24 protein-coding genes and 1 pseudogene are annotated in these 24,937 nt (G+C 70.9%); 15 read left to right on the top strand and 10 right to left on the bottom strand.

Going from position 1 to position 24,937, the window contains the following annotated elements:
• Positions 1 to 169: 169 nt before the first annotated feature.
• The 8 genes from ACFFJD_RS11300 (at position 170) to ACFFJD_RS11335 (ending at position 8,135) form a co-directional block, all read left to right on the top strand.
• Positions 170 to 679, top strand: a complete 510-nt coding sequence (locus tag ACFFJD_RS11300) for an Rv1476 family membrane protein (RefSeq protein ID WP_382364121.1) — start codon at positions 170 to 172, stop codon at positions 677 to 679.
• Between the two features lie 242 nt (positions 680 to 921).
• On the top strand, positions 922 to 2,358 hold the full coding sequence (locus tag ACFFJD_RS11305; protein ID WP_382364123.1) for an NlpC/P60 family protein: 1,437 nt from the start codon (positions 922 to 924) through the stop codon (positions 2,356 to 2,358).
• A gap of 123 nt (positions 2,359 to 2,481) precedes the next feature.
• Positions 2,482 to 3,537, top strand: a complete 1,056-nt coding sequence (locus ACFFJD_RS11310) for an AAA family ATPase (protein ID WP_382364480.1) — start codon at positions 2,482 to 2,484, stop codon at positions 3,535 to 3,537.
• On the top strand, positions 3,524 to 4,456 hold the full coding sequence (locus tag ACFFJD_RS11315) for a DUF58 domain-containing protein (protein WP_382364125.1): 933 nt from the start codon (positions 3,524 to 3,526) through the stop codon (positions 4,454 to 4,456). Before ACFFJD_RS11310 ends, ACFFJD_RS11315 begins: the two co-directional genes overlap by 14 nt.
• Complete coding sequence (locus tag ACFFJD_RS11320; protein WP_382364127.1) at positions 4,457 to 5,449, top strand: VWA domain-containing protein; 993 nt, start codon at positions 4,457 to 4,459, stop codon at positions 5,447 to 5,449. It abuts the gene before it with no gap.
• Positions 5,450 to 5,465: 16 nt separating this feature from the next.
• The gene (gene fabG1 / locus ACFFJD_RS11325; RefSeq protein ID WP_382364129.1) at positions 5,466 to 6,203 is read left to right on the top strand and encodes a 3-oxoacyl-ACP reductase FabG1; all 738 of its coding nucleotides are present in this window, start codon (positions 5,466 to 5,468) and stop codon (positions 6,201 to 6,203) included.
• Between the two features lie 49 nt (positions 6,204 to 6,252).
• On the top strand, positions 6,253 to 7,086 hold the full coding sequence (gene inhA, locus ACFFJD_RS11330) for an NADH-dependent enoyl-ACP reductase InhA (protein WP_382364131.1): 834 nt from the start codon (positions 6,253 to 6,255) through the stop codon (positions 7,084 to 7,086).
• Entirely contained in the window at positions 7,083 to 8,135 is a 1,053-nt protein-coding gene (locus ACFFJD_RS11335; protein WP_382364133.1) for a ferrochelatase, read from the top strand. The genes inhA and ACFFJD_RS11335 overlap by 4 nt, the downstream gene beginning before the upstream one ends.
• Here the strand turns inward: ACFFJD_RS11335 and ACFFJD_RS11340 are convergent.
• Positions 8,123 to 8,890 carry an Rv1486c family protein gene (locus ACFFJD_RS11340; RefSeq protein ID WP_382364135.1) on the bottom strand — a complete coding sequence of 256 codons (768 nt, stop codon included), beginning with the start codon at positions 8,888 to 8,890 and terminating at the stop codon, positions 8,123 to 8,125. The two genes, ACFFJD_RS11335 and ACFFJD_RS11340, sit on opposite strands and share 13 nt — an antisense overlap.
• 67 nt (positions 8,891 to 8,957) lie before the next feature.
• On the opposite strand from ACFFJD_RS11340, the gene ACFFJD_RS11345 reads away from it, so the two are divergent.
• A complete protein-coding gene (locus ACFFJD_RS11345) occupies positions 8,958 to 9,788 on the top strand; it encodes a DUF3097 domain-containing protein (RefSeq protein ID WP_382364137.1) in 831 nt (276 codons plus the stop codon).
• Positions 9,789 to 9,814: 26 nt separating this feature from the next.
• Here the strand turns inward: ACFFJD_RS11345 and ACFFJD_RS11350 are convergent, their stop codons facing one another.
• The 3 genes from ACFFJD_RS11350 to ACFFJD_RS11360 all read right to left on the bottom strand — a co-directional run bounded on the left by ACFFJD_RS11350 (position 9,815) and on the right by ACFFJD_RS11360 (position 11,745).
• Positions 9,815 to 10,372, bottom strand: coding sequence for a hypothetical protein (locus tag ACFFJD_RS11350; RefSeq protein ID WP_382364139.1), 558 nt, complete (start codon positions 10,370 to 10,372; stop codon positions 9,815 to 9,817).
• Positions 10,369 to 10,953, bottom strand: coding sequence for a hypothetical protein (locus ACFFJD_RS11355; protein WP_382364141.1), 585 nt, complete (start codon positions 10,951 to 10,953; stop codon positions 10,369 to 10,371). Before ACFFJD_RS11355 ends, ACFFJD_RS11350 begins: the two co-directional genes overlap by 4 nt.
• Positions 10,954 to 11,019: 66 nt before the next feature.
• Positions 11,020 to 11,745: a TVP38/TMEM64 family protein gene (locus ACFFJD_RS11360; RefSeq protein WP_382364143.1), complete on the bottom strand. Its 726-nt coding sequence runs from the start codon at positions 11,743 to 11,745 to the stop codon at positions 11,020 to 11,022.
• Positions 11,746 to 11,870: 125 nt separating this feature from the next.
• Between ACFFJD_RS11360 and ACFFJD_RS11365 the strand changes: the two genes are divergently transcribed.
• From ACFFJD_RS11365 to meaB, 3 genes are read left to right on the top strand one after another with little or no spacing between them, the layout of a single operon-like run.
• Positions 11,871 to 13,745 carry a methylmalonyl-CoA mutase family protein gene (locus ACFFJD_RS11365; protein WP_382364145.1) on the top strand — a complete coding sequence of 625 codons (1,875 nt, stop codon included), beginning with the start codon at positions 11,871 to 11,873 and terminating at the stop codon, positions 13,743 to 13,745.
• Positions 13,746 to 13,750: 5 nt separating this feature from the next.
• A complete protein-coding gene (scpA, locus tag ACFFJD_RS11370) occupies positions 13,751 to 15,997 on the top strand; it encodes a methylmalonyl-CoA mutase (protein WP_382364147.1) in 2,247 nt (748 codons plus the stop codon).
• On the top strand, positions 15,994 to 16,974 hold the full coding sequence (meaB, locus tag ACFFJD_RS11375; RefSeq protein ID WP_382364149.1) for a methylmalonyl Co-A mutase-associated GTPase MeaB: 981 nt from the start codon (positions 15,994 to 15,996) through the stop codon (positions 16,972 to 16,974). Before scpA ends, meaB begins: the two co-directional genes overlap by 4 nt.
• Positions 16,975 to 16,978: 4 nt before the next feature.
• Here the strand turns inward: meaB and ACFFJD_RS11380 are convergent, their stop codons facing one another.
• From ACFFJD_RS11380 to ACFFJD_RS11390, 3 genes are read right to left on the bottom strand one after another with little or no spacing between them, the layout of a single operon-like run.
• Positions 16,979 to 17,776 (bottom strand): ABC transporter permease, encoded by a 798-nt coding sequence (locus tag ACFFJD_RS11380; RefSeq protein ID WP_382364151.1) that lies wholly within the window; start codon positions 17,774 to 17,776, stop codon positions 16,979 to 16,981.
• Positions 17,777 to 17,786: 10 nt separating this feature from the next.
• Positions 17,787 to 18,653 (bottom strand): 2-aminoethylphosphonate ABC transporter permease subunit, encoded by an 867-nt coding sequence (locus ACFFJD_RS11385; protein ID WP_382364153.1) that lies wholly within the window; start codon positions 18,651 to 18,653, stop codon positions 17,787 to 17,789.
• Positions 18,650 to 19,219: a TOBE domain-containing protein gene (locus ACFFJD_RS11390; protein WP_382364155.1), complete on the bottom strand. Its 570-nt coding sequence runs from the start codon at positions 19,217 to 19,219 to the stop codon at positions 18,650 to 18,652. The genes ACFFJD_RS11385 and ACFFJD_RS11390 overlap by 4 nt, the downstream gene beginning before the upstream one ends.
• A gap of 200 nt (positions 19,220 to 19,419) precedes the next feature.
• Here ACFFJD_RS11390 and ACFFJD_RS11395 point away from each other — a divergent pair, with 200 nt between their 5' ends.
• Positions 19,420 to 20,670, top strand: coding sequence for an IS256 family transposase (locus ACFFJD_RS11395; protein ID WP_382364157.1), 1,251 nt, complete (start codon positions 19,420 to 19,422; stop codon positions 20,668 to 20,670).
• Between the two features lie 49 nt (positions 20,671 to 20,719).
• Here ACFFJD_RS11395 and ACFFJD_RS11400 read toward each other — a convergent pair.
• The 3 genes and pseudogenes from ACFFJD_RS11400 to ACFFJD_RS11410 all read right to left on the bottom strand — a co-directional run.
• A pseudogene (locus ACFFJD_RS11400) lies at positions 20,720 to 21,223 on the bottom strand (ABC transporter ATP-binding protein); the annotation flags it as partial.
• The gene (locus ACFFJD_RS11405; protein WP_382364159.1) at positions 21,220 to 22,131 is read right to left on the bottom strand and encodes a 2-aminoethylphosphonate ABC transporter substrate-binding protein; all 912 of its coding nucleotides are present in this window, start codon (positions 22,129 to 22,131) and stop codon (positions 21,220 to 21,222) included. The gene ACFFJD_RS11405 and the pseudogene ACFFJD_RS11400, both read right to left, overlap by 4 nt.
• Positions 22,132 to 22,172: 41 nt before the next feature.
• Positions 22,173 to 23,297, bottom strand: a complete 1,125-nt coding sequence (locus tag ACFFJD_RS11410; protein ID WP_382364161.1) for a TIGR03364 family FAD-dependent oxidoreductase — start codon at positions 23,295 to 23,297, stop codon at positions 22,173 to 22,175.
• A 151-nt stretch (positions 23,298 to 23,448) separates the two neighbouring features.
• Here ACFFJD_RS11410 and ACFFJD_RS11415 point away from each other — a divergent pair, with 151 nt between their 5' ends.
• Both ACFFJD_RS11415 and ACFFJD_RS11420 read left to right on the top strand, forming a co-directional pair.
• Positions 23,449 to 24,192: a GntR family transcriptional regulator gene (locus ACFFJD_RS11415; protein WP_382364163.1), complete on the top strand. Its 744-nt coding sequence runs from the start codon at positions 23,449 to 23,451 to the stop codon at positions 24,190 to 24,192.
• Between the two features lie 49 nt (positions 24,193 to 24,241).
• Positions 24,242 to 24,928, top strand: coding sequence for a phosphonatase-like hydrolase (locus ACFFJD_RS11420; protein ID WP_382364165.1), 687 nt, complete (start codon positions 24,242 to 24,244; stop codon positions 24,926 to 24,928).
• The last annotated feature ends 9 nt before the right edge of the window (positions 24,929 to 24,937 follow it).

Raw genomic sequence — 24,937 nt, forward strand, 5'->3', positions numbered from 1 at the left:
GGGTGATCGCCGACGGGCTGTGTCGACGGAAGAACTGCTACTTCACCATCATAGCAGTACGCGCGTACTGGTTGGAGTGAACGGGCGGTTGCGCGTCGCCGTCGAGTGGCCGACCGAGCCTGCCGTAAGGTGAGCGCGTCCGCCCTTCTCCGATCCGCAGGAGCCCCAGATGACGTCGGCACCGGTCACCTTCGTGCTCGCAGCTCCCATCGACACCACCGCGCAGTGGGCCGATCTGGACCTGCCCGCGATCGCCACCGCCCTGGAGTCCACCGGCGTCTACGCGCCGGCCGACCAGGTGGCCGAACTGGAACAGGTCGTCGACAACGCCGCTGCCGACGGGCACGACCTGCAGATCGTGGTCCTGGAGGCGAGCTACTCTCCCTTCACCGTCTACCGCGACATCGCCACCGAGCTGCAGTCGCAGGTGGGCGGCACGGTGCTGGTGATCGGCCCGTCCGGCATGGGCACCGCCTCCAGCGAGTTCAGCCGGGTACAGCTCGAGGACGGCACCGGCGAGGTGAAGGCCGGCACCAGCCCGGCCGTGGCCGCCCAGCAGATCTACGATCGCGCCACCGAGCCGCACCTGGACTGGACGGTCCTGACGATCGTGCTCATCGTCCTGGTGGCGCTGTGCGCCGTCGGGGCGCGCATCGCCATGGTTCGTCGACGCTCCTGACCTTCCGCGGTCGTTATCCAACTGTGACGGTCTCGACCCGTCGGCTTTTCCGCTGTTCAGTGCATTTCCGCAGGTAATCACGTCTTTGTAATTCATCGCCTCGGGTTTCTGGTGCGTCCAATGTGACGTACGGTGCAGTAGACACTTTTGAGTAACCAGGGGATAGACGTGTCGGTGAGACAGATGCGTCGCAGGTGCTCAACAGGGACAGCTAGGGAGTACGTCTGTTGAAGCGAACGACCATGAACGCACGTCAGGCGTTACGCGGTAGCACGGTGGGCGCTCTGCTCCTGGTGGGATCGCTGGCCGCGGGGCACGCTGCGGCCGAGCCGGAGAAGACTCCGTCGCCGGTGGCCAAGCTCATCAACGACATCGCGTCGATCGACCAGAACCTGTCGCAGCTGACCACCTCCGTCGCCATCAAGCAGCAGGCCGTCAACAAGGCCCTCGTCGACTTCCAGAACGCCTTCGCCGCCCAGCAGGTGGCCGCCGCCACCGACGACGCCGCCCGCGCCGCGCTGGCCAAGACCAAGCGAGAGGTCGCCGAGGCGCAGCGCCAGTTCGACGACTTCATGCGCGCGGTGAACCGGCAGGGCAACAACCGGTTGGGCGCCATGTCGGACTACGTCTCCTCCGACGATCCGGGTCGAGTCCTGGAGCAGATCTCCAGCGTCGAGCAGATGGGCCGGCAGCAGCGCGCCACCGTCGCGCGTCTGCAGTACGTGCGCGGCCAGCAGACCAAGCGGGTCGCCGCGACCTCGGCCACCCGCAAGCAGACCGCGGCCGCAGCCAAGGGCGCCGAGGCCCGGCGGGCCGACGCCATCACCGCGGTGACCACCGCCCGGCAGGCCGTCAGCGATCAGCAGACCCAGCGCTCCCAGCTGCTCAATCAGCGCACGGCGCTGGTCAACAAGCTCGACAAGCAGCGGGGCACCACCACGCCGACCTCACCGCCGCCTGCCCTCAGCGACGTCCTGGACAAGCTCCCGTCGACCCCCGCCGAGGGCACCGAGAACGCCGCCGCGGAGGCTGCCGCCCTCGTGGCCAAGCTGGCACTGGAGACCGGCACCCAGCTGCTCGCCGGCCTCATCGGCGAACAGCAGATCCCGCATTCGGAGCTGCTCGACGAGCTCGGCCTGGGCGGCGCCTCCATCGGCGGCACCGGCTCCGACGGGGTGCTGTCGCGACTGGGCAACGGTTCGCTCGGCGCGCTCTTCGGCGGGGGCGGTGGCGGCCTCAGCCGACCGGGACTGCGCGGCCCGCAGGCCATCGAGTTGGTCGTCAACCGCGCCAAGTCGCAGATAGGCGTGCCGTACGCCTGGGGCGGCGGCAACGCCGACGGCCCCACCCTGGGTATCCGCGACGGCGGCGTCGCCGACAGCTACGGCGACTACAACAAGGTCGGCTACGACTGCTCGGGCCTGATGGTCTACGCCTTCGGCGGCGTGGGCATCGACCTGCCCAAGTACACCGGCTACCAGTACACGTCCGGGCCGCACGCGCCGCTGTCGGACATTCGCCGCGGCGACATGATCTTCTACGGACCCAACGCCAGCGCGCACGTGGCGCTCTATCTGGGCGACGGCACGATGATCGAGGCGCCCCAGTCGGGCAGCGTCGTGAAGATCTCGCCGCTGCGCACCGACGGCGCCATGCCCAACGTCGTGCGTATGCTTTGATCGTTCGCGGCTGTCGGTAGAGTCGCTCGCAGCACCTTCAGCTACAGAGGAGTCACCGGTTTGAGTTCACCTGCCGCGGAAAACGCACTCACCCCCGAGGATGTCAAACTCCTCGAACGGGCGATGTACGAGGTCAAACGCGTCATCGTGGGTCAGGAGGAGCTGGTCGAGCGGATCATGGTGGGTCTCCTCGCCCGCGGCCACATCCTGCTCGAGGGCGTGCCCGGTGTCGCCAAGACGCTGGCCGTGGAGACCTTCGCCACCGTGATCGGCGGCGACTTCGCGCGCGTGCAGTTCACCCCGGACCTGGTGCCGACCGACCTGATCGGTACCCGCATCTACCGCCAGGGTCGCGAGGAGTTCGACACCGAGCTCGGCCCGGTGATGACCAACTTCCTGCTGGCCGACGAGATCAACCGGGCCCCGGCCAAGGTGCAGTCGGCACTGCTGGAAGTGATGGCCGAACGGCACGTCTCCATCGGCGGCATCACCTATCCGATGCCCGATCCCTTCCTGGTGATGGCGACGCAGAACCCGATCGAGAACGAGGGCGTCTACCCGCTTCCCGAGGCCCAGCGCGACCGCTTCCTGTTCAAGGTGCTCGTCGGCTACCCGTCGGTGGAGGAGGAGCGCGAGATCGTCTACCGGATGGGCGTGGAACCGCCGACCGCCTCGCAGATCCTCGACCCGGCCACCACCATCCGCCTGCAGAAGGTGGCCGCCGGGGTCTTCGTCCACCACGCGCTGGTCGACTACGTGGTGCGGGTGGTCGACGCCAGCCGCCGCCCCGCCGATCTGGGACTGACCGACGTGGCCACCTGGCTCAGCTACGGCGCCTCGCCGCGTGCCACCCTCGGCATCGTTGCGGCGGCCCGCGCACTCGCGGTGATCCGCGGACGCGACTACGTGATCCCGCAAGACGTCGTCGAGCTCATTCCCGACGTGCTGCGCCACCGCCTGGTGCTGAGCTACGACGCGCTCGCCGACGAGGTGACCCCGGACCAGATCATCACCCGCATCCTGCAGACCGTGGGTCTGCCGCAGGTCAGCGCCGCACCGCAACAGCCGCAGGCCCCGCAACAGCCGCAGGCTCACCCGCAGCAGGCGCCCCAGCAGTACCAGCAGCCCGTTCCGCAGCAGCAGCAGGTGCCGCAGCCGGAGGGTCATGTCGGCCAATAGCGATCTGCCTTCTCTGCGCGGCGGTCAGCTCGACGACCCGCAGCTGACGGCGGCGCTGGGCAGCCTGGAACTGACGGTCCGGCGCAAGCTCGACGGCGTGCTGCAGGGCGCGCACCTGGGGCTGATCCCCGGTCCCGGCTCCGAGCCCGGAGAGGCACGCCCGTACCAGCCCGGTGACGACATCCGGCGGATGGAGTGGTCGGTCACCGCCCGCACCACCGCCCCGCACGTGCGGCAGATGATCGCCGACCGCGAACTGGAGACCTGGTTCGTCATGGATGCCTCGGCGAGCCTGGACTTCGGCTCGGGCGCGCACACCAAACGCGACCTGGCGGTGGCCGCTGCCGCCGCCGTGGTGCACCTGACCGCCGGAGGCGGCAACCGGCACGGCGCGATCGTCGTCACCGGCGACACCGTGGCGCGCGTCCCGGCCCGCGCCGGCCGCGCCCACGACCGTTCGCTCCTGAAGACCCTGGCCACCACCCACCGCAGCGAGCCCGGGGTCCGCGGCGATCTGGACGCGGGCCTGGAAGCGCTGCGTCGCCCGCAGCGGCGCCGGGGTCTGGCCGTGGTGATCAGCGACTTCCTCGGGCCGCTCGACTGGACCCGGTCGCTGCGCGCGATCGGCGCCCACCACGAACTGCTGGGGGTGGAGGTTCTCGATCCCCTGGATGTGGCACTGCCCCCGGTCGGCCCGGTGACCCTGGCCGACGCCGAATCCGGCGAGGTAGTGGAGATCGACGTGACACCGCAGGTGCGCGCGGACTTCGCGGCCGCCGCCGAAGCCCACCGTGCCCAGGTGCACGCCGCCTTCCGCGGCAGCGGCGGCGCCGTGCTCACCCTGCGCACCGACCGCGACTGGATCGCCGACACCGTCCGGTTCGTCGGCCGTCGGCGCCGAGCGGCGGGGGTGCGCTAGATGGGCCGCTGGTTCGCCCACCCCTGGTGGCTGCTGTCGATCCTGCTCGTCGTGGCGTTGGTCGCCGCGTACGTGTTCGCGATGCGACGCCGCAAGTCACGCGCGCTGCGCTTCGCCAATCTCGACGTCCTGCGCTCGGTCACGCCGACCACCCGCGACCGGTTCCGGCACGTGCCCTTCGCCGTGCTCTCGGTCGGTCTGCTGCTGCTGACCATCGCCATGGCGGGCCCGCTGGCCGAACGCGATGTGCCGCGCAACCGGGCCACCGTGATGCTGGTGGTGGACGTCTCCAACTCGATGATGGCCACCGACGTGGCGCCCTCCCGGCTGGAGGCCGCGCAGGCCGCGGGCAAGCGGTTCGCCGACGAACTGACCGCGGGCATCAACCTGGGCCTGGTGTCCTTCGCCGGTACCGCGTCGACCCTGGTCTCGCCGACGCCGGACCACAACGCCACCAAGAACGCCCTGGGCAAGCTGAAGCTGGCCGACAAGACCGCCACCGGCGAGGGCATCTTCGCTGCGCTCGATCAGATTCAGACGCTCAACTCCGCGCTCGGCGGCGATTCGCACGCACCCCCGGCGCACATCGTGCTGCTCTCGGACGGCAAGCAGACCGTCCCGGAGAGCCCCAACGCCGACCGGGGCGGTTTCACCGCGGCGCGCAAGGCCAAGGAGGAGAACATCCCGGTCTCCACCATCTCCTTCGGCACGCTCAGCGGCACCGTCGAACTCGAGGGCCCCAACGGGCAGATGCAGCGTGTGCCGGTGCCCGTCGACGACGACTCGCTGCGCCAGATCGCGAACATCTCCGGCGGCGCCTTCTACACCGCGTCGTCCCTGGACGAGCTGAACAAGGTCTATTCGACCCTCCGGGAACAGATCGGCACCGAGCGCCAGCGCGGCGACAATTCGCGACCGTGGCTGATCGCCGGGACCCTGCTGGTGCTCGCCGGGACCGCCGGAGCCCTGTTCCTCAATCGCCGACTTCCGTGAGATAGGTTGGACAACCATGTCAGAGAATGCACAGACCCCCGAATTCACTCCGCGCTCGGTGCTGGTCACCGGTGGCAACCGGGGGATCGGCCTGGCCGTGGCCCAGCGCCTGGCCGCCGACGGACACAAGGTCGCGGTGACCCACCGCGGCTCCGGCGCACCCGAGGGCCTCTTCGGCGTGCAGTGTGATGTGACCGACGACGAGTCCGTGACCCGCGCGTTCGCAGAGGTGGCCGAGCACCAGGGGCCCGTCGAGGTGGTCGTCGCCAACGCCGGCATCACCGAAGACACCCTCATCATGCGGATGAGCGTGGAGAGCTTCGCGAACGTGCTCGACGCCAACCTCACCGGCGCCTTCCGCGTCACCAAGGCGGCCACCCGCGAGATGCTCAAGAAGCGCTGGGGCCGCTTCATCTACCTCGGTTCGGTGGTCGGCCTGATGGGCACCCCCGGCCAGGCCAACTACGCCGCCTCCAAGGCCGGCGTGATCGGGCTCGCCCGCTCGGTGACCCGCGAACTGGGCGGCCGCAACATCACCGCCAACGTGGTGGCCCCCGGCCTGATCGACACCGACATGACCCGCGCCCTGCCCGAGGACTACACCAAGACCGCGGTGGACCAGGCCATTCCGGCCAAGCGCATGGGTCAGCCCGAAGAGGTCGCGGCCGTCGTGAGCTTCCTCGCCTCGAACGACTCCGCCTACGTCACCGGCAACGTGATCAACGTCGACGGCGGCCTCGGCATGGGCCACTGACCACCTAGCCACCGGGCCACCCCACCCCCTCTTTCAAGGAGCACCCCCCGTGAGCGGAATCCTCGCAGGCAAGACCATTCTCGTGACCGGCATCATCACCGATGCCTCCATCGCCTTCGCCACCGCCGCCCAGGCGCAGGAGGCCGGCGCCACCGTCCTGATCACCGGTATCCCCGAGCGGCTGCGGCTGATCAATCGGATCGCCAAGCGGCTCCCGCAGGAGGTCCCCGAGGCCATCGGCCTCGACGTGACCGACGAGGAGAGCCTGGGCGCGCTGGCCGACCAGGTCCGCGCACTGGCCCCGCAGGGGATCGACGGCGTGGTGCACTCCATCGCCTTCGCCCCGCGCACCCTGATGGGTCCGGACGCACTGCCCTTCCTGGAGGGCCCCGGCCCGGACGCGGCCAAGGCGTTCGAGATCTCCGCGTGGAGCTACGCGTCGCTGGCGCGCGCCGTGTTGCCGGTGATGAACGAGGGCGGCTCCATCGTCGGCATGGATTTCGATCCGCGCACCGCCGTGCCCGACTACAACTGGATGGGCGTGGCCAAGGCCGCGCTGGAGTCGGTCAACCGCTACGTGGCCCGCGAGGTGGGTTACGCCAAGAAGATCCGGTCCAACCTGGTGGCCGCCGGCCCGATCAAGACGCTGGCCGCCAAGGCCATCTCGGGCACGGCGACCGACGATGCCAAGAAGCTGACCATGCTCAACGAGTACTGGGACGGCGCCTCGCCGATCGGCTGGAACGTCGACGATCCGACCCCGGTCGGCAAGAGCGTCGTGGCCCTGCTGTCGGACTGGCTGCCGGCCACCACCGGCTCCATCGTTTACGTCGACGGCGGTGCCAGCCACAACACCTGGTTCCCCGAGAACCTGCTGAGTTGAGCGTCGGCGCGGGCGAGTTCACCGCCCTCCTCTTCCTCTCGTTCGGCGGGCCTGACGGGCCCGCCGACGTGCGGCCGTTCCTGGAGAACGTCACGCGCGGGCGCGGTGTCCCGCCGGAGCGGCTCGAGGAGGTCGTCGAGCATTACATGCACTTCGACGGCGTCTCACCGATCAACCGGCTCAACCTGGACATGATCGCGGCGCTGCGGGGCGAACTGCGCACCCGCGGCGCGAACCTGCCGATCTACTTCGGCAACCGCAACTGGACGCCGTACGTCACCGACGCCGTCACCGCGCTGCGCGCGGACGGTCACCGACGCGCCCTAGTGTTTCCCACCTCCGCGTGGGGCGGCTACTCCGGGTGTCGGCAGTACCACGAGGACCTGGCCGGTGCGCTGGCCGAACTCGGCGCCCCGGTGTCATCGGACCTCCTTCTGCGCAAGCTCCCGCAGTACTGGGACCGGCCGGGATTCACCGCCGCCGCCGCCGCGGCCGTGCGGCGCGCTCAGACGGAACTGGGGGAGGGCACCCCGGCCCGGCTGGTGTTCACCGCGCATTCGATTCCACTGGCCGCCGACCGCACCGCGGGTCCGCCGGAGGCGGGCGGGCAGCTGTATTCGACGCAGGTCACCGCGGCCTCGGCGGCGGTGGCCGCCGCCCTCGGGATCGACGACTTCGACGTCGTCTGGCAGTCCCGGTCGGGTCCGCCGCAGGTGCCCTGGCTGGAGCCGGACGTCTGCGATCATCTCGAGGCCCTCGCCGACCAGGGTGTCGGCCGGGTGATCGTGTGCCCGATCGGTTTCATCTCCGATCACCTCGAGGTGGTCTGGGATCTGGACACCGAGGCCCGCGAGACAGCCGAACGACTCGGCATGGCCTATGCCCGTGCCGACACGGTGGGCACCGATCCGGCGTTCATCGCCATGATCGCCGACCTGATCGAGGAGTACGTCGACGGCGCCGAGAGCTCCGCACTCGGCTGCGGCGACAACGGCACCCTGTGCCGTCCCGGCTGCTGCGAACTGCCGCCGCGCCCTCAGCGCCGGTAGTCGCGCAGCAGCGCGTTGATGGCGGCGGCCCGGGCCCGCCTGGTCAGCGTGGTCAGGCGGCGCAGCTGACAGTCGGCGCTGTCCAGCTGGCCCGCGGTGGCGCCGATTTCGCCGGCCAGATCGACGATGGCGTCGATCTGTGCCGTCGTGGCCAGGATGCGGTCCACTCTCCGCAACTCGTGCGGCGGCAGATCCAAGGCCGCCGCAGCCGTCCGCGCGGCCAGCGCGTCGCGCAGATCGGCCGGTCCGCCCGTGCGCGGCCCGGTCAGCCCGGCGATCACGGTGGCGGCCTCGCCCACGGCCTCGCGCAGTTCGTATTCCAGCTCGCCCGCGGGTTGGTCGCCGCCGAGCACCTCGACCTCCGTCTCGGGCGGCAGCACGCGCACACTCCAGCGGCACCGCTCGATGCTGCCGCGGGCGGCGAGCGCGAGCGGCGGCCCATCCGTGCGCTCGAGAATCAGCACCTCCCCGGCGTCGAGCACCTCGCGCCCGAGGGCGCCCGGCGGCAGGCCCTGCACGTCGCCGGGCGCGGGGAAGACCACCGCGCTGCGCGTCGCGGCGCCGACCAGCTGCACCAGGTCCAGTGCGGTGCCGCCGGTGTCGAGCTCGTGGCTCTCGGAAAAGTCGTGCAGCGTGTGCAGGACGTCGTCGGGGGAGGCGAGCCCGGCCTGCCAGGCCGCGGCCCACACGGCGAGCGCGGAGGCCGGCCACGCACGCAGCAGGCCGGCGGAAGCATCGGGAAGTGATCTGGACATCGCTTCTCAAGATACGCCCGGGGCGTCGTGGGCCCCGCGGGCTCCGCGTGCCCTAGCCTGAGGACTCGTGACCAATGATCGCTACGGACGTGATGTTCTGGCGCAGCCGCGCCGCAGCAAGCCGAAGGCCCCCGTGGTGGCGGGCGAACCCGGCCTGGTGGTCGAGGATGCGGCCACCGGTTTCTGCGGGGCGGTGGTCGGCTGGGAGAAGACGTACGCCGCGGACATGGTGCGCCTGGAGGACCGGCACGGCGCCACCCGCGTCTTCCACGCCTATCCGGCGGCGTTTCTGATCGACGGCAAGCCCGTCACGCTGGTGCGGCCGAAGGGCCGCGGACCCAACGAGGTGCGCACCATCCAGACCGCGTCCGGATCGCGGGCGCTGCCCCGGCAGCGGGCCCGGACCGCGCGCGCGAGCCGCCTGTTCGTCGAGGGCGTGCACGACGCGACGCTGCTCGAACGCGTCTGGGGCCACGACCTGCGCGCCGAAGGCGTGGTGGTGATGAGCCTGGACGGTCTGGACAACCTCGACGACGCCCTGGCCGACTTCCAGCCCGCCGCGCATCGCCGCGCCGGGGTGCTGGTGGACCACCTGGTGTCCGGGTCCAAGGAGGAGAAGCTGACCGCCGAGGTGGGACCGCACGTGCTGGTCTGCGGTCACCCCTACGTGGACGTGTGGCAGGCGGTCAAGCCCGCGGCCGTCAAGATCGACGCCTGGCCGGTGATCCCGATGGGCACCGACTGGAAGACCGGCATCTGCGATGCGCTCGGCTGGGGCACCCCGCAGGACGGGTGGCGGCGCGTGCTGAACGCGGTGTCGAGTTTCCGCGAGCTGGAAGTGCCGCTGATCCGCAGCGTGGAGGAACTGATCGACTTCGTCACCGAGCCGCCGGAGTAGCGCCGACCCAGGAGCGCCGACGCAGGTCAGCGCCCCAGCAGCACGCCGATGCCGCCGAGCGCGCACGCCCACAGCACCGAGGCGAAGGTGCCCAGGATGAACTGTTCGCTGGCGTGATGCTCACGCAGCTGCGGGAACCGCGCGAGGCCCTTGATACCGAGGATCACCGCGATCCCGGCCGGCCATCCCAGCAGCAGGCTCACCGTCACCGCGGCCCGTTCCATCAGGCCGATGATCCGACCGCCGCGCAGCGGCGGGTCGGGTGCGGGGTCGTCGAAGTTCTCGCGGCGCGTGGGAATGCCGCCGAAGGCCAGCACGCTGCGGACCACATAGCCGCCCGTCGCCGCCGCGGCGGCCACCGCGATCACCTGACCGGCGACCAGCCACGCGTGCGAGAGCGGCGCGGCCACCGCGGCCGCAATCGCGGCGCCGGCGACGAGCCCGCCCAGCGCCACCGCCAGGACCAGGTCGAAGCGCCGGACGTCGGCGTCGCTGCGCTGTTCGTCGCCGGCCAGTCGGGTGCGGATCGGCACCCCGACCAGGGCGCACAGCACGGCCACTACCAACACGATCACTGCGATCATCGGTCCTCCTCGCTCAACGTCAACAGCCGGGTCACCAGGCGTTCGGTGTCGCGCTGCAGATCCCAGCGCGCGGTGCGCAGCCGGAGCGACACCGCCTGCGGGGAGATGCCCAACGCCCCGGCCGCCTGCGCCTGGGTCCCGCCGTCGGCCACCAGGGCCACGGCCTCGCGGCCGGCGTCGGTGCGGTCGGTCAGCAGGTCCACCAGCAGGCAGGCGGCGGTCTGCGCATCCCGGCACCAGTCGGATGCGCCCACCACCTGCAGCGGTACCCGCCGGTTCTTGGCCGCCTCGACGGCCTCGCGTGCCGCGATGAAGGCCTCGCCGCGGCCGGCGCGCGCCTGCTTCGGCAGCGGCGTCTGCACCTCGCCCACCCCGAGACCCACGCTCCAGAAGCCGGAGGCCACCAGCTCCACCGCGATCCGCGCGGCGAGCTCGGGATCGTCAAAGACGGCCTCCACTTCGTCGCCGGCGGTGCGATCGAAGCCGAGCACCGCCGCCGCGTCGCGGTAACGGCGCAGCAGGTCGGGTACGCGGTCGACGTCGGTGCGACTGGATCGCTGGTCGGCGGTGAGGACAAGCATCGAAGACTCCTCAAGTCCTTGAACTTGATTTCTACAACTCAAGTATCAGAGCTTGATTTCTGGGTGTCAAGCCTTCGGCACCGGCAGCCGGGAATCGACGATCAACCCGACCACCCCGACCGCGAACAGCAGGCCCGACGCGACCACCATCGTCGGGTCCGCCTCGCCGGCCAGCGCATCGCCGAGGAATACCACCGCCGCGGTACCGGGAATCGTGCCGACGATGCTGGCCACGGTGTAGGGGACCAGCCGGACCGACGACAGGCCCGCGGCGTAGTTGACCACCGCGAACGGCACCACCGGAATCATGCGCAGCGACCCCACCGCCAGCCAGCCGCGCCGCTCCAGCCGCGCCTCCACCGAGGCGAACACCGCCCGATCCAGATGGCGCTGCACGCGCGCCCGCCCCAGCCTCCGGGCCAGGGCGAAGGCCACCACCGCCGCCACCGACGAGACCAGGATCGCCCCGGTGAATCCGACGACCGGACCGAACAGCACGCCCGACATCACCGTGAACGGCGACCGCGGAATCGGACCGATCGCGGCGACGAGATACACCGCGAAGAAGACCACCACGAACCACGGGCCCACCGCGTCGGACCATTCGCGCACCAGACCGATCGACGGCAGCGGGACCAGGTAGGCGGCCACCAGAACGGCCACCACCGCGCACAGGCCGCCCACCGCGCGCACGATGGTGCGGCGTCGCTGGGCGGGCGGCGCGGGAGCGACGGCGCCGGTGCTGAGGTCGACGGGTTCTTCGACGACCCGGGAACGGAGATGGCGGCGCACACCGCGAGTCTATGACCCCGCCCCGCGTGCGCGGCCTCACAGGCGGGCGCGGATCGAACGGGAGTCACGATCGGATATTGTGCTCGCAGGCGCACAGCCCGCGACCACGGAGGACATCGGCAGCTATGACGGCAGAAGGCACCCAGCACATGCGGGAGCAACTCGATCAGGACTATCAGCGATGGTCCACGGCCGCGGCGGCCGTTCTCGCCAAGGGACGCCGGGTGGATCCGGCCGACCTGCCAGACACCCCGGAGGCCCTGCTGTCGACGCCGACGCGCGACGACGTGGTGGTCCGCCCGCTGTACACCCGCAAGGACGAGGACGGCGAGCGCGGCCTGCCCGGCAGCTTCCCGTTCGTCCGCGGCGCCGACCCGCAGCGCGACGTCCAGCAGGGCTGGCGCGTGACCGAACGCTTCGGCGACCTGCCCGGCCAGAGCGCGGCCGACCTCAACGAGGCCATCCTGGAAGCGGCGAGCAGCGGCGCGAGCGGCGCCTGGCTGTCGGTGACCGGCGACGCCGATCTGGCGACCATGCTGACCGGCATCTACCTGGATCTGCTGCCGGTGACCCTCGATGCCGGCGCCGACGGCATCGCGGCCGCGCAGCGCTTCGTGCAGGTCCTCGCCGACCGCCCCGCCCCGCCGCAGGAGGCACCCCTCACCGCGAGCACCACGCACAGCCTGGGCCTGTCCCCGTACACCGCGGCCTTCTCCGGTCGGCCCACAGTGGCCGTCGACGAGGCCGTCGCCGTGGCGGCGGCCGCACCCGAGCGGGTCCGCACCTTCCGCGTCGACGGCACCGACTTCGCCCAGTCCGGCGCCACCAACGCCCAGGAGATCGGCCTGCTCGTCGCGGCCGGCCTGGCCCATGTGCGCGACCTGGTGGCCGCGGGCCTGACCCCGGCGCAGGCGCTGGGCCAGCTCACCTTCGCCGTGTCGGTGGGCGACGACCAGTTCGCCTCCATCGCCAAGCTGCGCGCGCTGCGCCTGATGTGGGCCCGCGTGGCCCAGGTGCTGGGCGTCCCCGACGCCGGCGCGGCCCTCACCCACGCGGTCACCGATCTGTCGATGCTCACCCAGCGTGATCCGTGGGTGAACATGCTGCGCACCACCGTCGCCGCCTTCGGCGCCGGTGTCGGCGGGGCCGACCAGGTGACCGTGCTCGGCTTCGACGCGGCCCTGCCGGTGCAGGCCCGCTCGTCCAGCCCGACGTTCTCGGCACGTATCGCCCGCAACACCCAGCTGCTGCTGCTGGAGGAGTCCAACGTCGGTCGCGTACTCGACCCGGCCGGCGGCTCCTGGTTCGTCGAGGACCTCACCAGCGACCTGGCCGCGGCCGGGTGGCAGGTGTTCACGCAGGTGGAGAGCTTGGGCGGCTACACCCAGGCGCTCGCAGAGATCCGCACCTGGATCGCGCAGGCCCTCGCCGCACGCGACGAGGCCGTCGCCCACCGCACCGCCCCGATCACCGGCGTCTCCGAGTTCCCGAACCTGGGGGAGGCGGCCTTCGCCGAGGCCCTCGCCGACACCACCGATCTGCCGACCGCCACCGCGGGCCTGGCGCGCGTGGCCCGCCGCTTCGAGGAGCTGCGCGACCGCGCCGACGCCGCCGCGGTCCGCCCGTCGGTGCTGCTGCTGCCGCTGGGCAGCGTCGCCGAGCACAACGGCCGCACCACGTTCGTCGCCAACCTGCTGGCCGCCGGCGGCATCGAGGCCGTCAACCCGGGCCCGATGACCGCCGAGGGCGTGGCGCAGGCCGCCGACGGCGCGGGCACCGTCGCCGTGCTGTGCGGCACCAAGGCCCGCTACGGCACCGACGGACCGGCCGTGCTGGCCGCCGCGCGAGCCGCGGGCCTGGACCGGGTGCTGCTGGCCGGTCCGGCCGCCGAATGGCCCGACGGCGAGGACGCACCGGACGGATCGCTGCGGGTGGGGATCGACGCCGTCGCCACCCTGACCGAGCTGCTGGACACCATCACCGCGCAGGCGGGGGAGTAAAGACCATGAGCGAGAACATGATTCCCGATTTCTCCGACGTCGAACTGGATCTCGACGGCCTCACCGCGGTACCCGGAGACGGCGACGCGGCCGACCTGGTCGACTCCCTGGCCGGCACCCACGGCTACACCGCCGAGCAGACGGTGTGGCACACCCCGGAACAGATCGACGTGGCCCCGGTGTACACCCGCGCCGACCGCGACGAGACGACGGCCGCCGCCGACTACCCGCTCGACTCCATCCCCGGCGAGGCGCCGTTCATCCGCGGCCCGTACCCGACGATGTACGTCAACCAGCCGTGGACGGTCCGCCAGTACGCGGGCTTCTCCACCGCCGCCGAATCCAACGCCTTCTACCGCCGCAACCTCGCGGCCGGCCAGAAGGGCCTGTCGGTGGCCTTCGACCTCGCCACCCACCGCGGCTACGACTCCGATCACCCGCGCGTGGCCGGCGACGTCGGCATGGCCGGTGTGGCGATCGACTCGATCCTGGACATGCGCCAGCTGTTCGACGGCATCGATCTGGGCAACGTCTCGGTGTCGATGACCATGAACGGCGCGGTGCTGCCGATCCTCGCCCTGTACGTGGTGGCCGCCGAGGAGCAGGGCGTGCCGCCGGAGAAGCTGGCCGGAACCATTCAGAACGACATTCTGAAGGAGTTCATGGTCCGCAACACCTACATCTATCCGCCGGCCCCGTCCATGCGGATCATCTCGGACATCTTCGCTTACACCAGCACCAAGATGCCCAAGTTCAACTCGATCTCCATCTCCGGGTACCACATCCAGGAGGCCGGAGCGACGGCCGACCTGGAGCTGGCCTACACCCTGGCCGACGGCGTGGAGTACATCCGCGCGGGCCTGGAAGCCGGTCTGGACATCGACAAGTTCGCGCCGCGCCTGTCGTTCTTCTGGGGCATCGGCATGAACTTCTTCATGGAGGTCGCCAAGCTGCGGGCCGCGCGCCTGCTGTGGAGCGAACTGGTCGCGAAGTTCGACCCGAAGAACGCCAAGAGCCTCTCGCTGCGCACCCACTCGCAGACCTCCGGCTGGTCGCTGACCGCGCAGGACGTCTACAACAACGTGGCCCGCACCTGCGTCGAGGCGATGGCGGCCACCCAGGGGCACACCCAGTCGCTGCACACCAACGCACTCGACGAGGCGATCGCCCTGCCGACCGACTTCTCCGCGCGCATCGCCCGTAACACCCAGCTGCTGCTGCAGCAGGAGTCGGGCACCACCCGCCCGATCGACCCGTGGGCCGGATCGAACTACGTCGAGTGGCTCACCGCCCAGCTGGCCGACAAGGCCCGCGCGCACATCGCCGAGGTCGAGGCCGCCGGCGGCATGACGCAGGCCATCAACGAGGGGCTGCCCAAGCTCCGCATCGAGGAGGCGGCCGCCCGCACCCAGGCGCGGATCGACTCCGGTCAGCAGCCGCTGGTCGGCGTCAACAAGTACCGCGTGGCCGAGGACGAAGAGATCGAGGTCCTCAAGGTCGAGAACTCCAAGGTGCGCGCCGAGCAGCTGGCCAAGCTGGAGAAGCTGCGCGCCGAGCGCGATCAGGCCGCGGTGGATGCCGCCCTGGCCGATCTGACCCGCGCCGCCGCCGAGCCCGGCGGCAGCAACCTGGACAACAACCTCATGGCCCTGGCCATCGAGGCCGCTCGCCACGGTGCCACCGGCGGCGAGATCTCCGACGCCATGGAGAAGGTGTACGGCCGCCACCAGGCGGAGATCCGCACCATCAGCGGCGTCTACCGCAACGAAGCAGGTGATTCGGTGAGCAACATCGACGAGGCGATGGCCGTGGTCGACGCCTTCGCGACGGCCGAGGGCCGCCGTCCCCGCGTGCTGGTGGCCAAGATGGGCCAGGACGGCCACGATCGCGGCCAGAAGGTCATCGCGACGGCGTTCGCCGACCTCGGCTTCGACGTCGACGTCGGGCCGCTGTTCGCGACCCCGGAAGAGGTGGCAGGCCAGGCCGCGGACAACGACGTGCACGTCGTCGGTGTCTCGTCGCTGGCGGCCGGTCACCTCACGCTGGTGCCCGCTCTGAAGCAGGCGCTGGCCGAGGTGGGTCGCGAGGACATCATGATCGTGGTCGGCGGCGTGATTCCGCCCGGCGACTTCGACGAACTGTACGAGGCAGGCGCCGCGGCGATCTTCCCGCCGGGCACCGTGATCGCCGATTCCGCGGTCGACCTCATCCGCAAGCTCGCCGAGCAGCAGGGCCTGGACCTGACTGTATGAGCAGGGTGGACGTCGACGCCCTCACCGAGGGCGTGCTGGCCGGGAACCGGGCGCTGCTGGCACGGGCGATCACGCTGGTGGAGTCGGTGCGCCCCGACCACCGGGCGGCGGCGCAGCAGTTGCTGCTGAACCTGACGCCGCACGCGGGCAAGTCGTTCCGCGTCGGCATCACCGGTGTGCCCGGGGTGGGGAAGTCGACCACCATCGAGGCCCTCGGCATGCACCTGATCGACCTCGGTCATCGGGTGGCCGTGCTGGCGGTGGACCCGTCGTCGACCCGCACCGGCGGCTCCATCCTGGGCGACAAGACCCGGATGGGCCGGCTGTCGGCGGCGCCGGAGGGGTACGTGCGGCCGTCGCCGTCGTCGGGCACTCTCGGCGGCGTCACCAAGGCCACCCGCGAGACCATCGTGCTGGTGGAGGCCGCGGGTTACGACGTGGTGCTGGTGGAGACCGTCGGCGTGGGACAGTCGGAGGTGAGCGTGGCCGGCATGGTCGACACGTTCACCTTCCTCACCCTGGCCCGCACCGGCGACTCGCTGCAGGGCATCAAGAAGGGCGTGCTGGAGCTGGCCGAGATCGTCGTGGTGAACAAGGCCGACGGCAAGCACGTCAACGAGGCGCGCGGCGCGGCCCGCGAGCTGCGCAACGCCCTCGGCCTGATCTACCCGCACGATGCCCTGTGGACCCCGCCGGTGCTCACCATGAGCGCGCGGGAGAACACCGGGGTCGACGAGTACTGGAACAAGATCCTCGAACACCGCGACGTGCTGACCGCCGCAGGCGAGTTCGACAAGCGCCGCGCCCGGCAGCAGGTGGAGTGGACGTGGAGCATGGTGCAGGACGCCGTGCTGTCCAAGCTCGCCGCCGATCCGGAGGTGCTCAAGGTGCGGGCCGCGGCCGAGCAGGGTGTCCTCGACGGCAGCCTGACCCCGGCGTTGGCCGCCGAACAGATCGTGGCCGCCGCCGGGATCTGACACCTCAGCGGACCTGCGCGCGCGATCGGAAACGGCTGAGCACGCCCAGGATCGCGACGGTGACCAGCACCAGCAGCAGGGTGTTGGCCGCGGCGCCGAACAGGTCGCCGCGGTCGGACTGGGTGAAGACGGTGACCGGGAGGGTGCGCCACGCCGCCGGGTAGACCATGATCGTCGCCCCGAGTTCACCCATGCACAACGCCACCGACAGGCCGGCGGCCGCGGCGATCGCCGGGGTCAGCAACGGCAGGGTGACGGTGACGAGGGTCGGCCGACCGGAAGCGCCCAGCGAGCCGGCGACCTGATCCAGGGCCGGGTCCAGGCCCTTGGCCGCCGCCGACACCATCGAGAAGGCGAACGAGAGCACCAGCAGGGCCTGCACCAGAATCACGATCCACGGGGTGCCGTTGAGGATCACCGGCGAGCGCGAGAACGCGATCAGCACGGCCAGTCCGATCACCACCGACGGCACGGCGACCGGCACGTGGAAGGCCGCGTCGATGAGCGCCCGCAGCCGGGGCGGGGCCGACCGGGCCGCCAGCGCCGCCCACGTGCCCACCGCCACCGCCAGTGCCGAGGCGACCAGGGCGGTCTGAATCGACACCAGGATGCTCTGCAGATTGGACTCGGTGAGCGTCCCGCTCATGTGCTCGGTGGTCAGCCCCGACGGCAGTGCCGAGTTCCAGGTCTGCGCGAAAGCGGTGATCGCGGTGACCGCGATCGGGGAGATCACCAGCACGCCGAGCACCAGGGCGAAGACGGCCCAGATGAGTCGACGGCCGGTCGAATTGCGAATCAGCACGCGGGGGCTCCTAGGTGGTGGCGCCGAAACGACGCACGATGGTTCGGTAGCAGAGGTAGGCGCTCACCGACAGGACCAGCTGAACGGTGGCCAGCACCGCCGCGGTGGCGAAGTCCGAGGACACCATCGACTTGGTGTAGATCAGCATCGGCAGCGTCATCACGTCCTTGGCCCCGGTGAACAGCACGATCCCGAACTCGTTGAGCGTGAGCAGGAAGGTCAGGGCCGCGGCGGCCGCCAACGACGGCCACACCTGCGGTGCGATCACCCGGACGGCGATCCGCAGCGGGCCGGCGCCGAGCGAGGACGCCACGTCGATGTGCGCGGCCGGGAACGAGGCGAAGGCGGCGAGCAGCGGGCGCACCACGAACGGGGTGTAGAAGGCCACTTCCGCGAGCACCACGCCGAGCAGGGAACTCATGAAGGAGAACCGGTGCCCGGTGGCGCTGGCGATCACGCCGACCGGACCGAACAGCACACCGAGGGCCAGCGGGATCAGGAACGACGGCAGGGACACCACCGACTCGATGATGCGCACCACCAGCGACGACCCGCGGAACGGCACGAAGGCCAGCACGAAGGCGAGGAAGGTGCCCACCACCACGCAGCCCGCGGTGGACAGGGCCGCGACCTTCAGCGTGGTGACGAAGGCGTTGCGCACGGCGTCGTCGCCCAGCGCGGCCCGCCAGGTGTCGGTGCCCACGTACGCGCCGGAGCGGTCGGTGAACGACGACGACACGGCCCAGATCAGCGGATAGCCGAGGCTCAGCGCCAGGATCAGGAGCGGACCGAGCACCAGGGCGGTGCGCCGGAGGGAACGCCGGGACCGCCGCACCGGGGCCGGGTGAGACGCCGGCCGATCCAGGACTGCGGTCATGCGCTCTTCTCCGCGGGCACCACGTGGACGTGTTCGGCGGCCACGTGCGCCCACAGCTGTTCGCCGGGCGTCGGCGGCGCGTCGAGCACCGGCACGTCCACGCCGATGAACTGGTCGGTGGCCAGCACGCGGGCGCGTACGTGCCGCACCGCGCCGCGCCACTGGCTGTCGTGCACCTGAACCTGCACGGCGTTGTCGCCGGCATGCGGCAGCAGTCGCCAGGCCCACGGTCGCACCGCGAGGGCGACGTGCTTGTCGCCGCCGAGTGCGTCGTGCGAGAGCGCCCGCAGGTGCAGGCCGCCGTGCTCGTAGGTGCCGACCGCACCGGCCTCGACCGCGGTGAGGGCGCGGGCGGGCAGAATGTCGGCCCCGCCGAGGAAGGTCGCCGCGAATTCGCTGGGCGGCCGGTGGAACAGGCAGTCGGCGCGGTCGATCGCCTCCAGTCGGGCGTTCCGCATGATCGCGATGCGGTCGGCCAGGGCCAATGCCTCGGCCTGGTCGTGAGTGACGTGCACGATGGCGATGTCGGGCAGATCGCGGCGCAGTTGCTGCAGTTCGATCAGCATCTCTTCGCGCAGCCGGGTGTCCAGCGCCGACAGCGGCTCGTCGAGCAGCAGCAGCGCCGGGCTAGGAGTAGTGCCCCATAAAGTGGTGTAACTCGGTGGCCGAGATCGTCAGCAACGCCCGTGTCGTTGACGGATGTAGAGCGGCCACCGCGTGATCCTTCGAGGAATCTCCTACAACCCACTCGAAGAGGACCTACGCGATGACCGCACCTCACATTGTCGACCCTGCCGGCCTGCTTGGCCAAGCCCTCGCCGACGCATCCCCGGATCTGATGCGCGAGCTGCTGCAAACCATGATCAACGCCCTGCTCTCGGCCGACGCCGACAGCGTGTGCGGCGCCGAATGGAACGCCCGCACCGCCGAGCGCACTAACCGCCGCAACGGTTACCGCGACCGGCCCCTGGACACCCGGGTCGGCACGGTCGACGTTGCCGTGCCGAAGTTGCGCTCGGGCAGCTACTTCCCCGAGTGGCTGCTCGAGCGCCGCAAGCGGGCCGAGTCCGCCCTGATCACGGTCGTGGCGGACTGCTACCTGGCCGGGGTCTCTACCCGCCGGATGGACAAGCTGGTCAAGACCCTGGGCATCGACTCACTGTCCAAATCGCAGGTCTCACGCATGGCAGAGCACCTGGACGAGCAGGTCGCCGCGTTCCGGCACCGCCGCCTGGATGAGGCCGGGCCGTTCACCTTCGTCACCGCCGACGCGTTGACGATCAAGGTCCGCGAGAACAATCAGGTCGTCAAGGCCGCCGTCCTGCTGGCCACCGGGGTCAACGGCGACGGCCACCGCGAAGTCCTGGGCATGCAGGTCGCCACCAGTGAGACCAAAGCCTCGTGGAACACCTTCTTCGCCGACCTGGTCGCCCGCGGCCTGGGCGGAGTGCGGTTGGTGACCTCCGACGCCCACGCCGGGCTCGTCGAGGCGATCGCGGCGAACCTTCCCGGAGCCGCCTGGCAGCGCTGCCGCACCCACTACGCGGCGAACCTGATGGCGGTGTGCCCTAAGTCGATGTGGCCGGCCGTGAAGGCGATGCTGCACAGCGTGTACGACCAGCCCACCGCCACCGCGGTGCACGAGCAGTTCGACAGGCTTCTGGAGTACACCGACGGCAGGCTGCCTGAGGTAGCTGACCACCTTGGCGATGCCCGCGAGGACCTGCTCGCCTTCACCACGTTCCCCGATGACCTGTGGCGACAGATCTGGTCCAACAACCCCACCGAACGGCTCAACCGCGAGATCCGGCGCCGCACCGACGTCGTCGGCATCTTCCCCAACCGCGACGCCATCATCCGGCTCATCGGCGCCGTCCTGGCCGAGCAGACCGACGAATGGGCCGAAGGCCGACGCTACCTCGGCCTCGAAGTCCTCAACCGGTGCCGCCTGACCGTCACAGACACCGACAACACACCGGAGGTGAACACCGACCCGCTGACCCAACTACCCGCCTGACCACCCACGAAGGACCACAACCCAGTTACACCACTACCCGGGACTTGACCGGGCTGGGTGCCAGCGCCCGGGCGATGGCGACCCGCTGCTGCTGTCCGCCGGACAGCTCGCGGGGCAGGCGGTCAGCGTAACCGAACATGCCCACCATGCGCAGCACCTCGTCGACGCGGGGCTTGATCTGGGCGCGGTCCACCTTCTGCGCCTTGAGTCCGAAGGCGACGTTGGCCCGCACACTCATGTGCGGGAACAGGGCGTACTGCTGCATCACGAAACCGATGCCGCGGGCGGCCGGGGACAGCCCGGTCACGTCGCGACCGGCGATCTCCACGGTGCCGCCGACGACGTTCTCGAAGCCGGCGATCGCCTTGAGGGCGGTGGACTTGCCGGAACCGGACGGCCCGAGCAGTGCCAGCGTCTCGCCGCGGGCCACCTCGAACGAGCAGTCGGCGAGGGCGACGGTGTCGCCGTAGGCCACGCTCACCCCGCGCAGCGCGACGGCGGGGACCGACAGGTCGACGGCGGCGGTGCGCGCCGCGGGGGCCGGGGCGCTCACTGGCCGGTCGCCTTGTTGTAGGCGCTGATCAGGGCGTCGAAGTCGGCGTTGACCACCGACCAGTCCGGCTGCCAGACCGTCACGCCGGCGAGCGCCTTCGCGATGGCCTCGGCCTGCGGTCCGACGGCCGTGACGTCGGCGCGCGGGGACATCCCGTAGACCTGCTCGGCGAGGGTCTCCTGGACCGGCACCGACAGCAGGAAGTCGATCAGCTTCGCGGCGTTGGCCGCGTGCGGGGCACTGGCCGCCTGACCCATGAAGTACGGCAGGGCGACGGTGGTGCGGGTGCCGTCCGGCCCGGCCGGGACGAACACCTCGTAGGCGGCCTGGTCCGCGGAGATCGCGGCCAGCGCCATCTGGACGTCGCTGTTGGCCACCGACAGTTCGCCCTTGGCCACCTTGGGGCCGAGTTTGCCGGTCGAGGCCGACGGACCCACGTTGTTGGCCTGCAGCTTGCCGAGGTAGTCCAGCCCCTGCTGGGCGCCCAGCACGTGCTGCAGCAGGAGCAGCATGGCCGTGCCGTCGCCGGCCTGGCCGGGCGTGGAGTACTGGAGCTTCTGGGCAAAGCGCGGGTCGAGCAGATCGTCCCAGGTCTGCGGCTGCGGGTCGACGCCGGTGCCGCGGATCATGGCGAAGTAGTTGTTGGCCAGCGCCACATAGTTGGTGTCGGCGGTGCCGTCGGCGTCGGTGGTGGGCGCGAGGAGCTGCTGCTCGTCGGCGCGCTGGATGAACGGCGGCAGGGTGATCAGCACGTCCATCTGCGGATTGGAGCGCTCCTTCTCCGCGCGGGACAGCACCTCGCCGGAGCCGCCCTCGACGTAGTTCACGGTGATACCGGTCTGCTCGGTGAAGGCCTCGAACTGGGTCTCGTACCAGGCGCCGAGACCGTCGGCGCTGCAGACGGTCACCGAGTTCGGGTCGGCCGAGCCGGTGCCGGTGCCGCCGCAGGTCAGGAGAGGACGGTGGAGAAGGTGCGGGCGGCCAGTTCCAGGCCGAAGGTCATGCCGACGCCGGTGGTGACCGAGCACGCCGTCACGCCGGGTGCGAGCTCGGCGACCAGGAACGCGCCCGATGGGCGGGCGGCGTAGATGCCCTGCCAGCGCTGGCGGATGGTCAACGGGCGACCCAGGACCGTCTCCACCTCGCGCTGCAGCAGTGCGAAGGTGCCCTCGTCGAGGAACGGGTCCAGCGAGTCGTCGAGCAGGTGCGAGTCACCGATCAGCAGCCCGCCGTCGGGCCGCTGGGTGAACATGATGTTGGTGTCGGCGGCCAGCAGGTCCGGGCGCTGCGCGGTGAGGCGCTCGCGCAGGACGTGCGAGGCGGCGGTGTCGGCGAAGGCGCCGTACCGCAGCAGCGAGGTGGCGGTCAGGACCGCCGGGTCGATCCGGCAGCCGGGGTCGTCGGTGAGCATCATCGACAGCCCGCAGCGTTGCACACCGGCGTCGGCGGCGACCGTCGGTGCCAGCAGGTCCAGGTCGTGACCGACGCAGACGACCACTCGCCGGGCCCGCACGTCGCCGCGCGAGGTGCGCACGCGCACCGCGTCGCCGACCTCCTCGGCACCCAGGTAGGCGGTGTTCCATCGGATCTGCACCCCGTCCCGGGTCTCGAGCCACGCGGCCAGACGCGGGACGGTGGTGCGGGGATCCACGCGCAGATCGTCGCCCAGTTCGGCACCGCCGACGATGTCGTCCGCGCCCGCACCGCCCAGCCGGTCCACCACCTCGGCGGCGGTCAGGAGACGTACGCTGTCGCGGGTCTGGGCCAGCTCGCTCAGCACGTCGGCTTCATCGCGGTGGCGGGCCACCGCCATGCCGGCGCCGCTGCGCCGGACCTCGATACCGGCCCGGCCGGCCACCGACAGCCAGCGTTCGCGGGCGCCCAGCGCCAACTCGCGCAGCTCGCCGGACTGCACCGTGGCGCCGACGTGCCCGAAGTTGCGGACCGAGGCGCCGACGATGCGATGGTCGCGCTCGAGCACGATGACCCGTTGACCCTGATCCATGGCCGCGAGGGCGTGGCCCAGGCCCACCACTCCGGCACCGACGACGAGGAGATCGCATTCGTTGTTCACGTTTGGAACCATGCGGCCCCCGGGACAGGTCGGCAACTCGAGGAAGCACTTGTACAGACAAGTTCAGCCGACATTCATCCAGCACACAACTGTATTCCTGCCGTTCACCTGAACATCACGAACAAGTTCGACGCACTTGTATGCTCAAGTCGTGACCTCGCCACTTCATCAACGACTCGCCGACGATCTGCGTCGCCGCATCACCTCGGGGGCCTGGCCCGCCGGGTCGAGCGCGCCCAGCGAGGCGGAGCTGTGCCGGGAGTTCGACGCCTCCCGCGGCACCGTCCGCCAGGCCATCGCGGCGCTGCGCGCCGAAGGCCTACTCGTCGGCGGCCAGGGCAAACCGCCGACGGTGCGCGGCGGTGCGTCCCACGCGTGGACCGAGCTCGGCTCCTTCACCGCGTGGGCGCGGGCGCAGGGGCGCGAACCCGGCCAGCACACCCTGCTGCAGGCCCGACACCGCGCCGACGCACCCACCGCCGACGCCCTGCACCTGGCCGAGGGCGAGCCGGTGGTCTCACTGGTCCGACTGCGAACCCTCGACGGCGTCCCCGCGCTGCTGGAACGGTCGACCTTCATCTGGGAGGTAGGCCGCCTGCTGATGGAGTTCGATCCCGACTCCGGTTCGCTCAACCGGTTCCTGCTCACCAGCGGCGTCGACCTCGATCGCGCCGAACACCGGGTGGACGCGGTGGCCGCCGAGGCCGACGACGCCGAACACCTGGGCGTGCCGGTCGGCGCGCCACTGCTGCGCGCCAGCCGGACCACCGCCGACTCGTCGGGCCGGATCCTGGAGACCGCCGACGACCGCTACGTGCCCGGCGAATGCGTCATCACCGTCAGCAACCGCCTCACCGCCGCCGGCGGCGGTCGCTCCCTCCTGCGGCTCGCGTGAGCGCGCCGTCCCGTCACCCCGAACTGTCCTCACGAAACGGAGCTTCTTCATGATCGATCTCGTCGCCTTCGACATCGCAGGCACCACCGTCGACGACGGAGGCGCCGTCTACGACGCCCTCCGCCAGTGCGTCGAGGAGCTCGGCGCCACCGTCGCCGCGGCCGACCTGCAGCATTGGATGGGGACCGACAAGGTCACCGCCATCACCCGGCTGGCCCGCCTCGGCGGTGTGGAGGCCGACGAGGACGCCGTGCTCGCCGCCTTCGAGCGTTTCCGCGAGATCTTGCGCGAGACCTACGCCGCGCATCCGCCGCAGCCGATCGACGGCGTGGTCGCGACCTTCACCGCACTGCGTGCGCGCGGGATCAAGGTGGCGTTGACCACCGGCTTCGACCGCGCCGTGGTGGAGCCGCTGCTGGCGTCGCTGGGGTGGGACGAGACGCTCCTCGACGCGGTCGTCACCACCGACGACGTCCTGGCGGGCCGCCCCGCGCCGTACATGATCTTCCGGGCGATGGAGCGGTGCGGCGTCGAGGACGTGTCCCGGGTGGTCGCCATCGGCGACACCGCGGTGGACGTGCAGGCCGGACGGCACGCGGGCGCCGTCGCGATCGGCGTGCTCACCGGGCAGACCGGGCGCGCGCTGTTGGCGGCGGCCGAGCCCGATCACCTCCTCCCCTCGGTCGCAGACCTGCCCGAACTGCTCACCCGGGCCGAGGCGAGTCGTTCGGCCTAGGATCGCCTC

Origin of the sequence: Gordonia phosphorivorans, assembly GCF_042432625.1 — a bacterium.
Lineage (GTDB): Bacteria > Actinomycetota > Actinomycetes > Mycobacteriales > Mycobacteriaceae > Gordonia > Gordonia phosphorivorans.

Coding starts and splice junctions, on each gene's coding strand:
- ACFFJD_RS11300 (WP_382364121.1), top strand. CDS start 170: ATGACGTCGGCACCGGTCACCTTCGTGCTCGCAGCTCCCATCGACACC.
- ACFFJD_RS11305 (WP_382364123.1), top strand. CDS start 922: ATGAACGCACGTCAGGCGTTACGCGGTAGCACGGTGGGCGCTCTGCTC.
- ACFFJD_RS11310 (WP_382364480.1), top strand. CDS start 2,482: ATGTACGAGGTCAAACGCGTCATCGTGGGTCAGGAGGAGCTGGTCGAG.
- ACFFJD_RS11315 (WP_382364125.1), top strand. CDS start 3,524: ATGTCGGCCAATAGCGATCTGCCTTCTCTGCGCGGCGGTCAGCTCGAC.
- ACFFJD_RS11320 (WP_382364127.1), top strand. CDS start 4,457: ATGGGCCGCTGGTTCGCCCACCCCTGGTGGCTGCTGTCGATCCTGCTC.
- fabG1 (WP_382364129.1), top strand. CDS start 5,466: ATGTCAGAGAATGCACAGACCCCCGAATTCACTCCGCGCTCGGTGCTG.
- ACFFJD_RS11340 (WP_382364135.1), bottom strand. CDS start 8,890: ATGTCCAGATCACTTCCCGATGCTTCCGCCGGCCTGCTGCGTGCGTGG.
- ACFFJD_RS11350 (WP_382364139.1), bottom strand. CDS start 10,372: ATGATCGCAGTGATCGTGTTGGTAGTGGCCGTGCTGTGCGCCCTGGTC.
- ACFFJD_RS11355 (WP_382364141.1), bottom strand. CDS start 10,953: ATGCTTGTCCTCACCGCCGACCAGCGATCCAGTCGCACCGACGTCGAC.
- ACFFJD_RS11365 (WP_382364145.1), top strand. CDS start 11,871: ATGACGGCAGAAGGCACCCAGCACATGCGGGAGCAACTCGATCAGGAC.
- scpA (WP_382364147.1), top strand. CDS start 13,751: ATGAGCGAGAACATGATTCCCGATTTCTCCGACGTCGAACTGGATCTC.
- meaB (WP_382364149.1), top strand. CDS start 15,994: ATGAGCAGGGTGGACGTCGACGCCCTCACCGAGGGCGTGCTGGCCGGG.
- ACFFJD_RS11385 (WP_382364153.1), bottom strand. CDS start 18,653: ATGACCGCAGTCCTGGATCGGCCGGCGTCTCACCCGGCCCCGGTGCGG.
- ACFFJD_RS11390 (WP_382364155.1), bottom strand. CDS start 19,219: ATGCTGATCGAACTGCAGCAACTGCGCCGCGATCTGCCCGACATCGCC.
- ACFFJD_RS11395 (WP_382364157.1), top strand. CDS start 19,420: ATGACCGCACCTCACATTGTCGACCCTGCCGGCCTGCTTGGCCAAGCC.
- ACFFJD_RS11420 (WP_382364165.1), top strand. CDS start 24,242: ATGATCGATCTCGTCGCCTTCGACATCGCAGGCACCACCGTCGACGAC.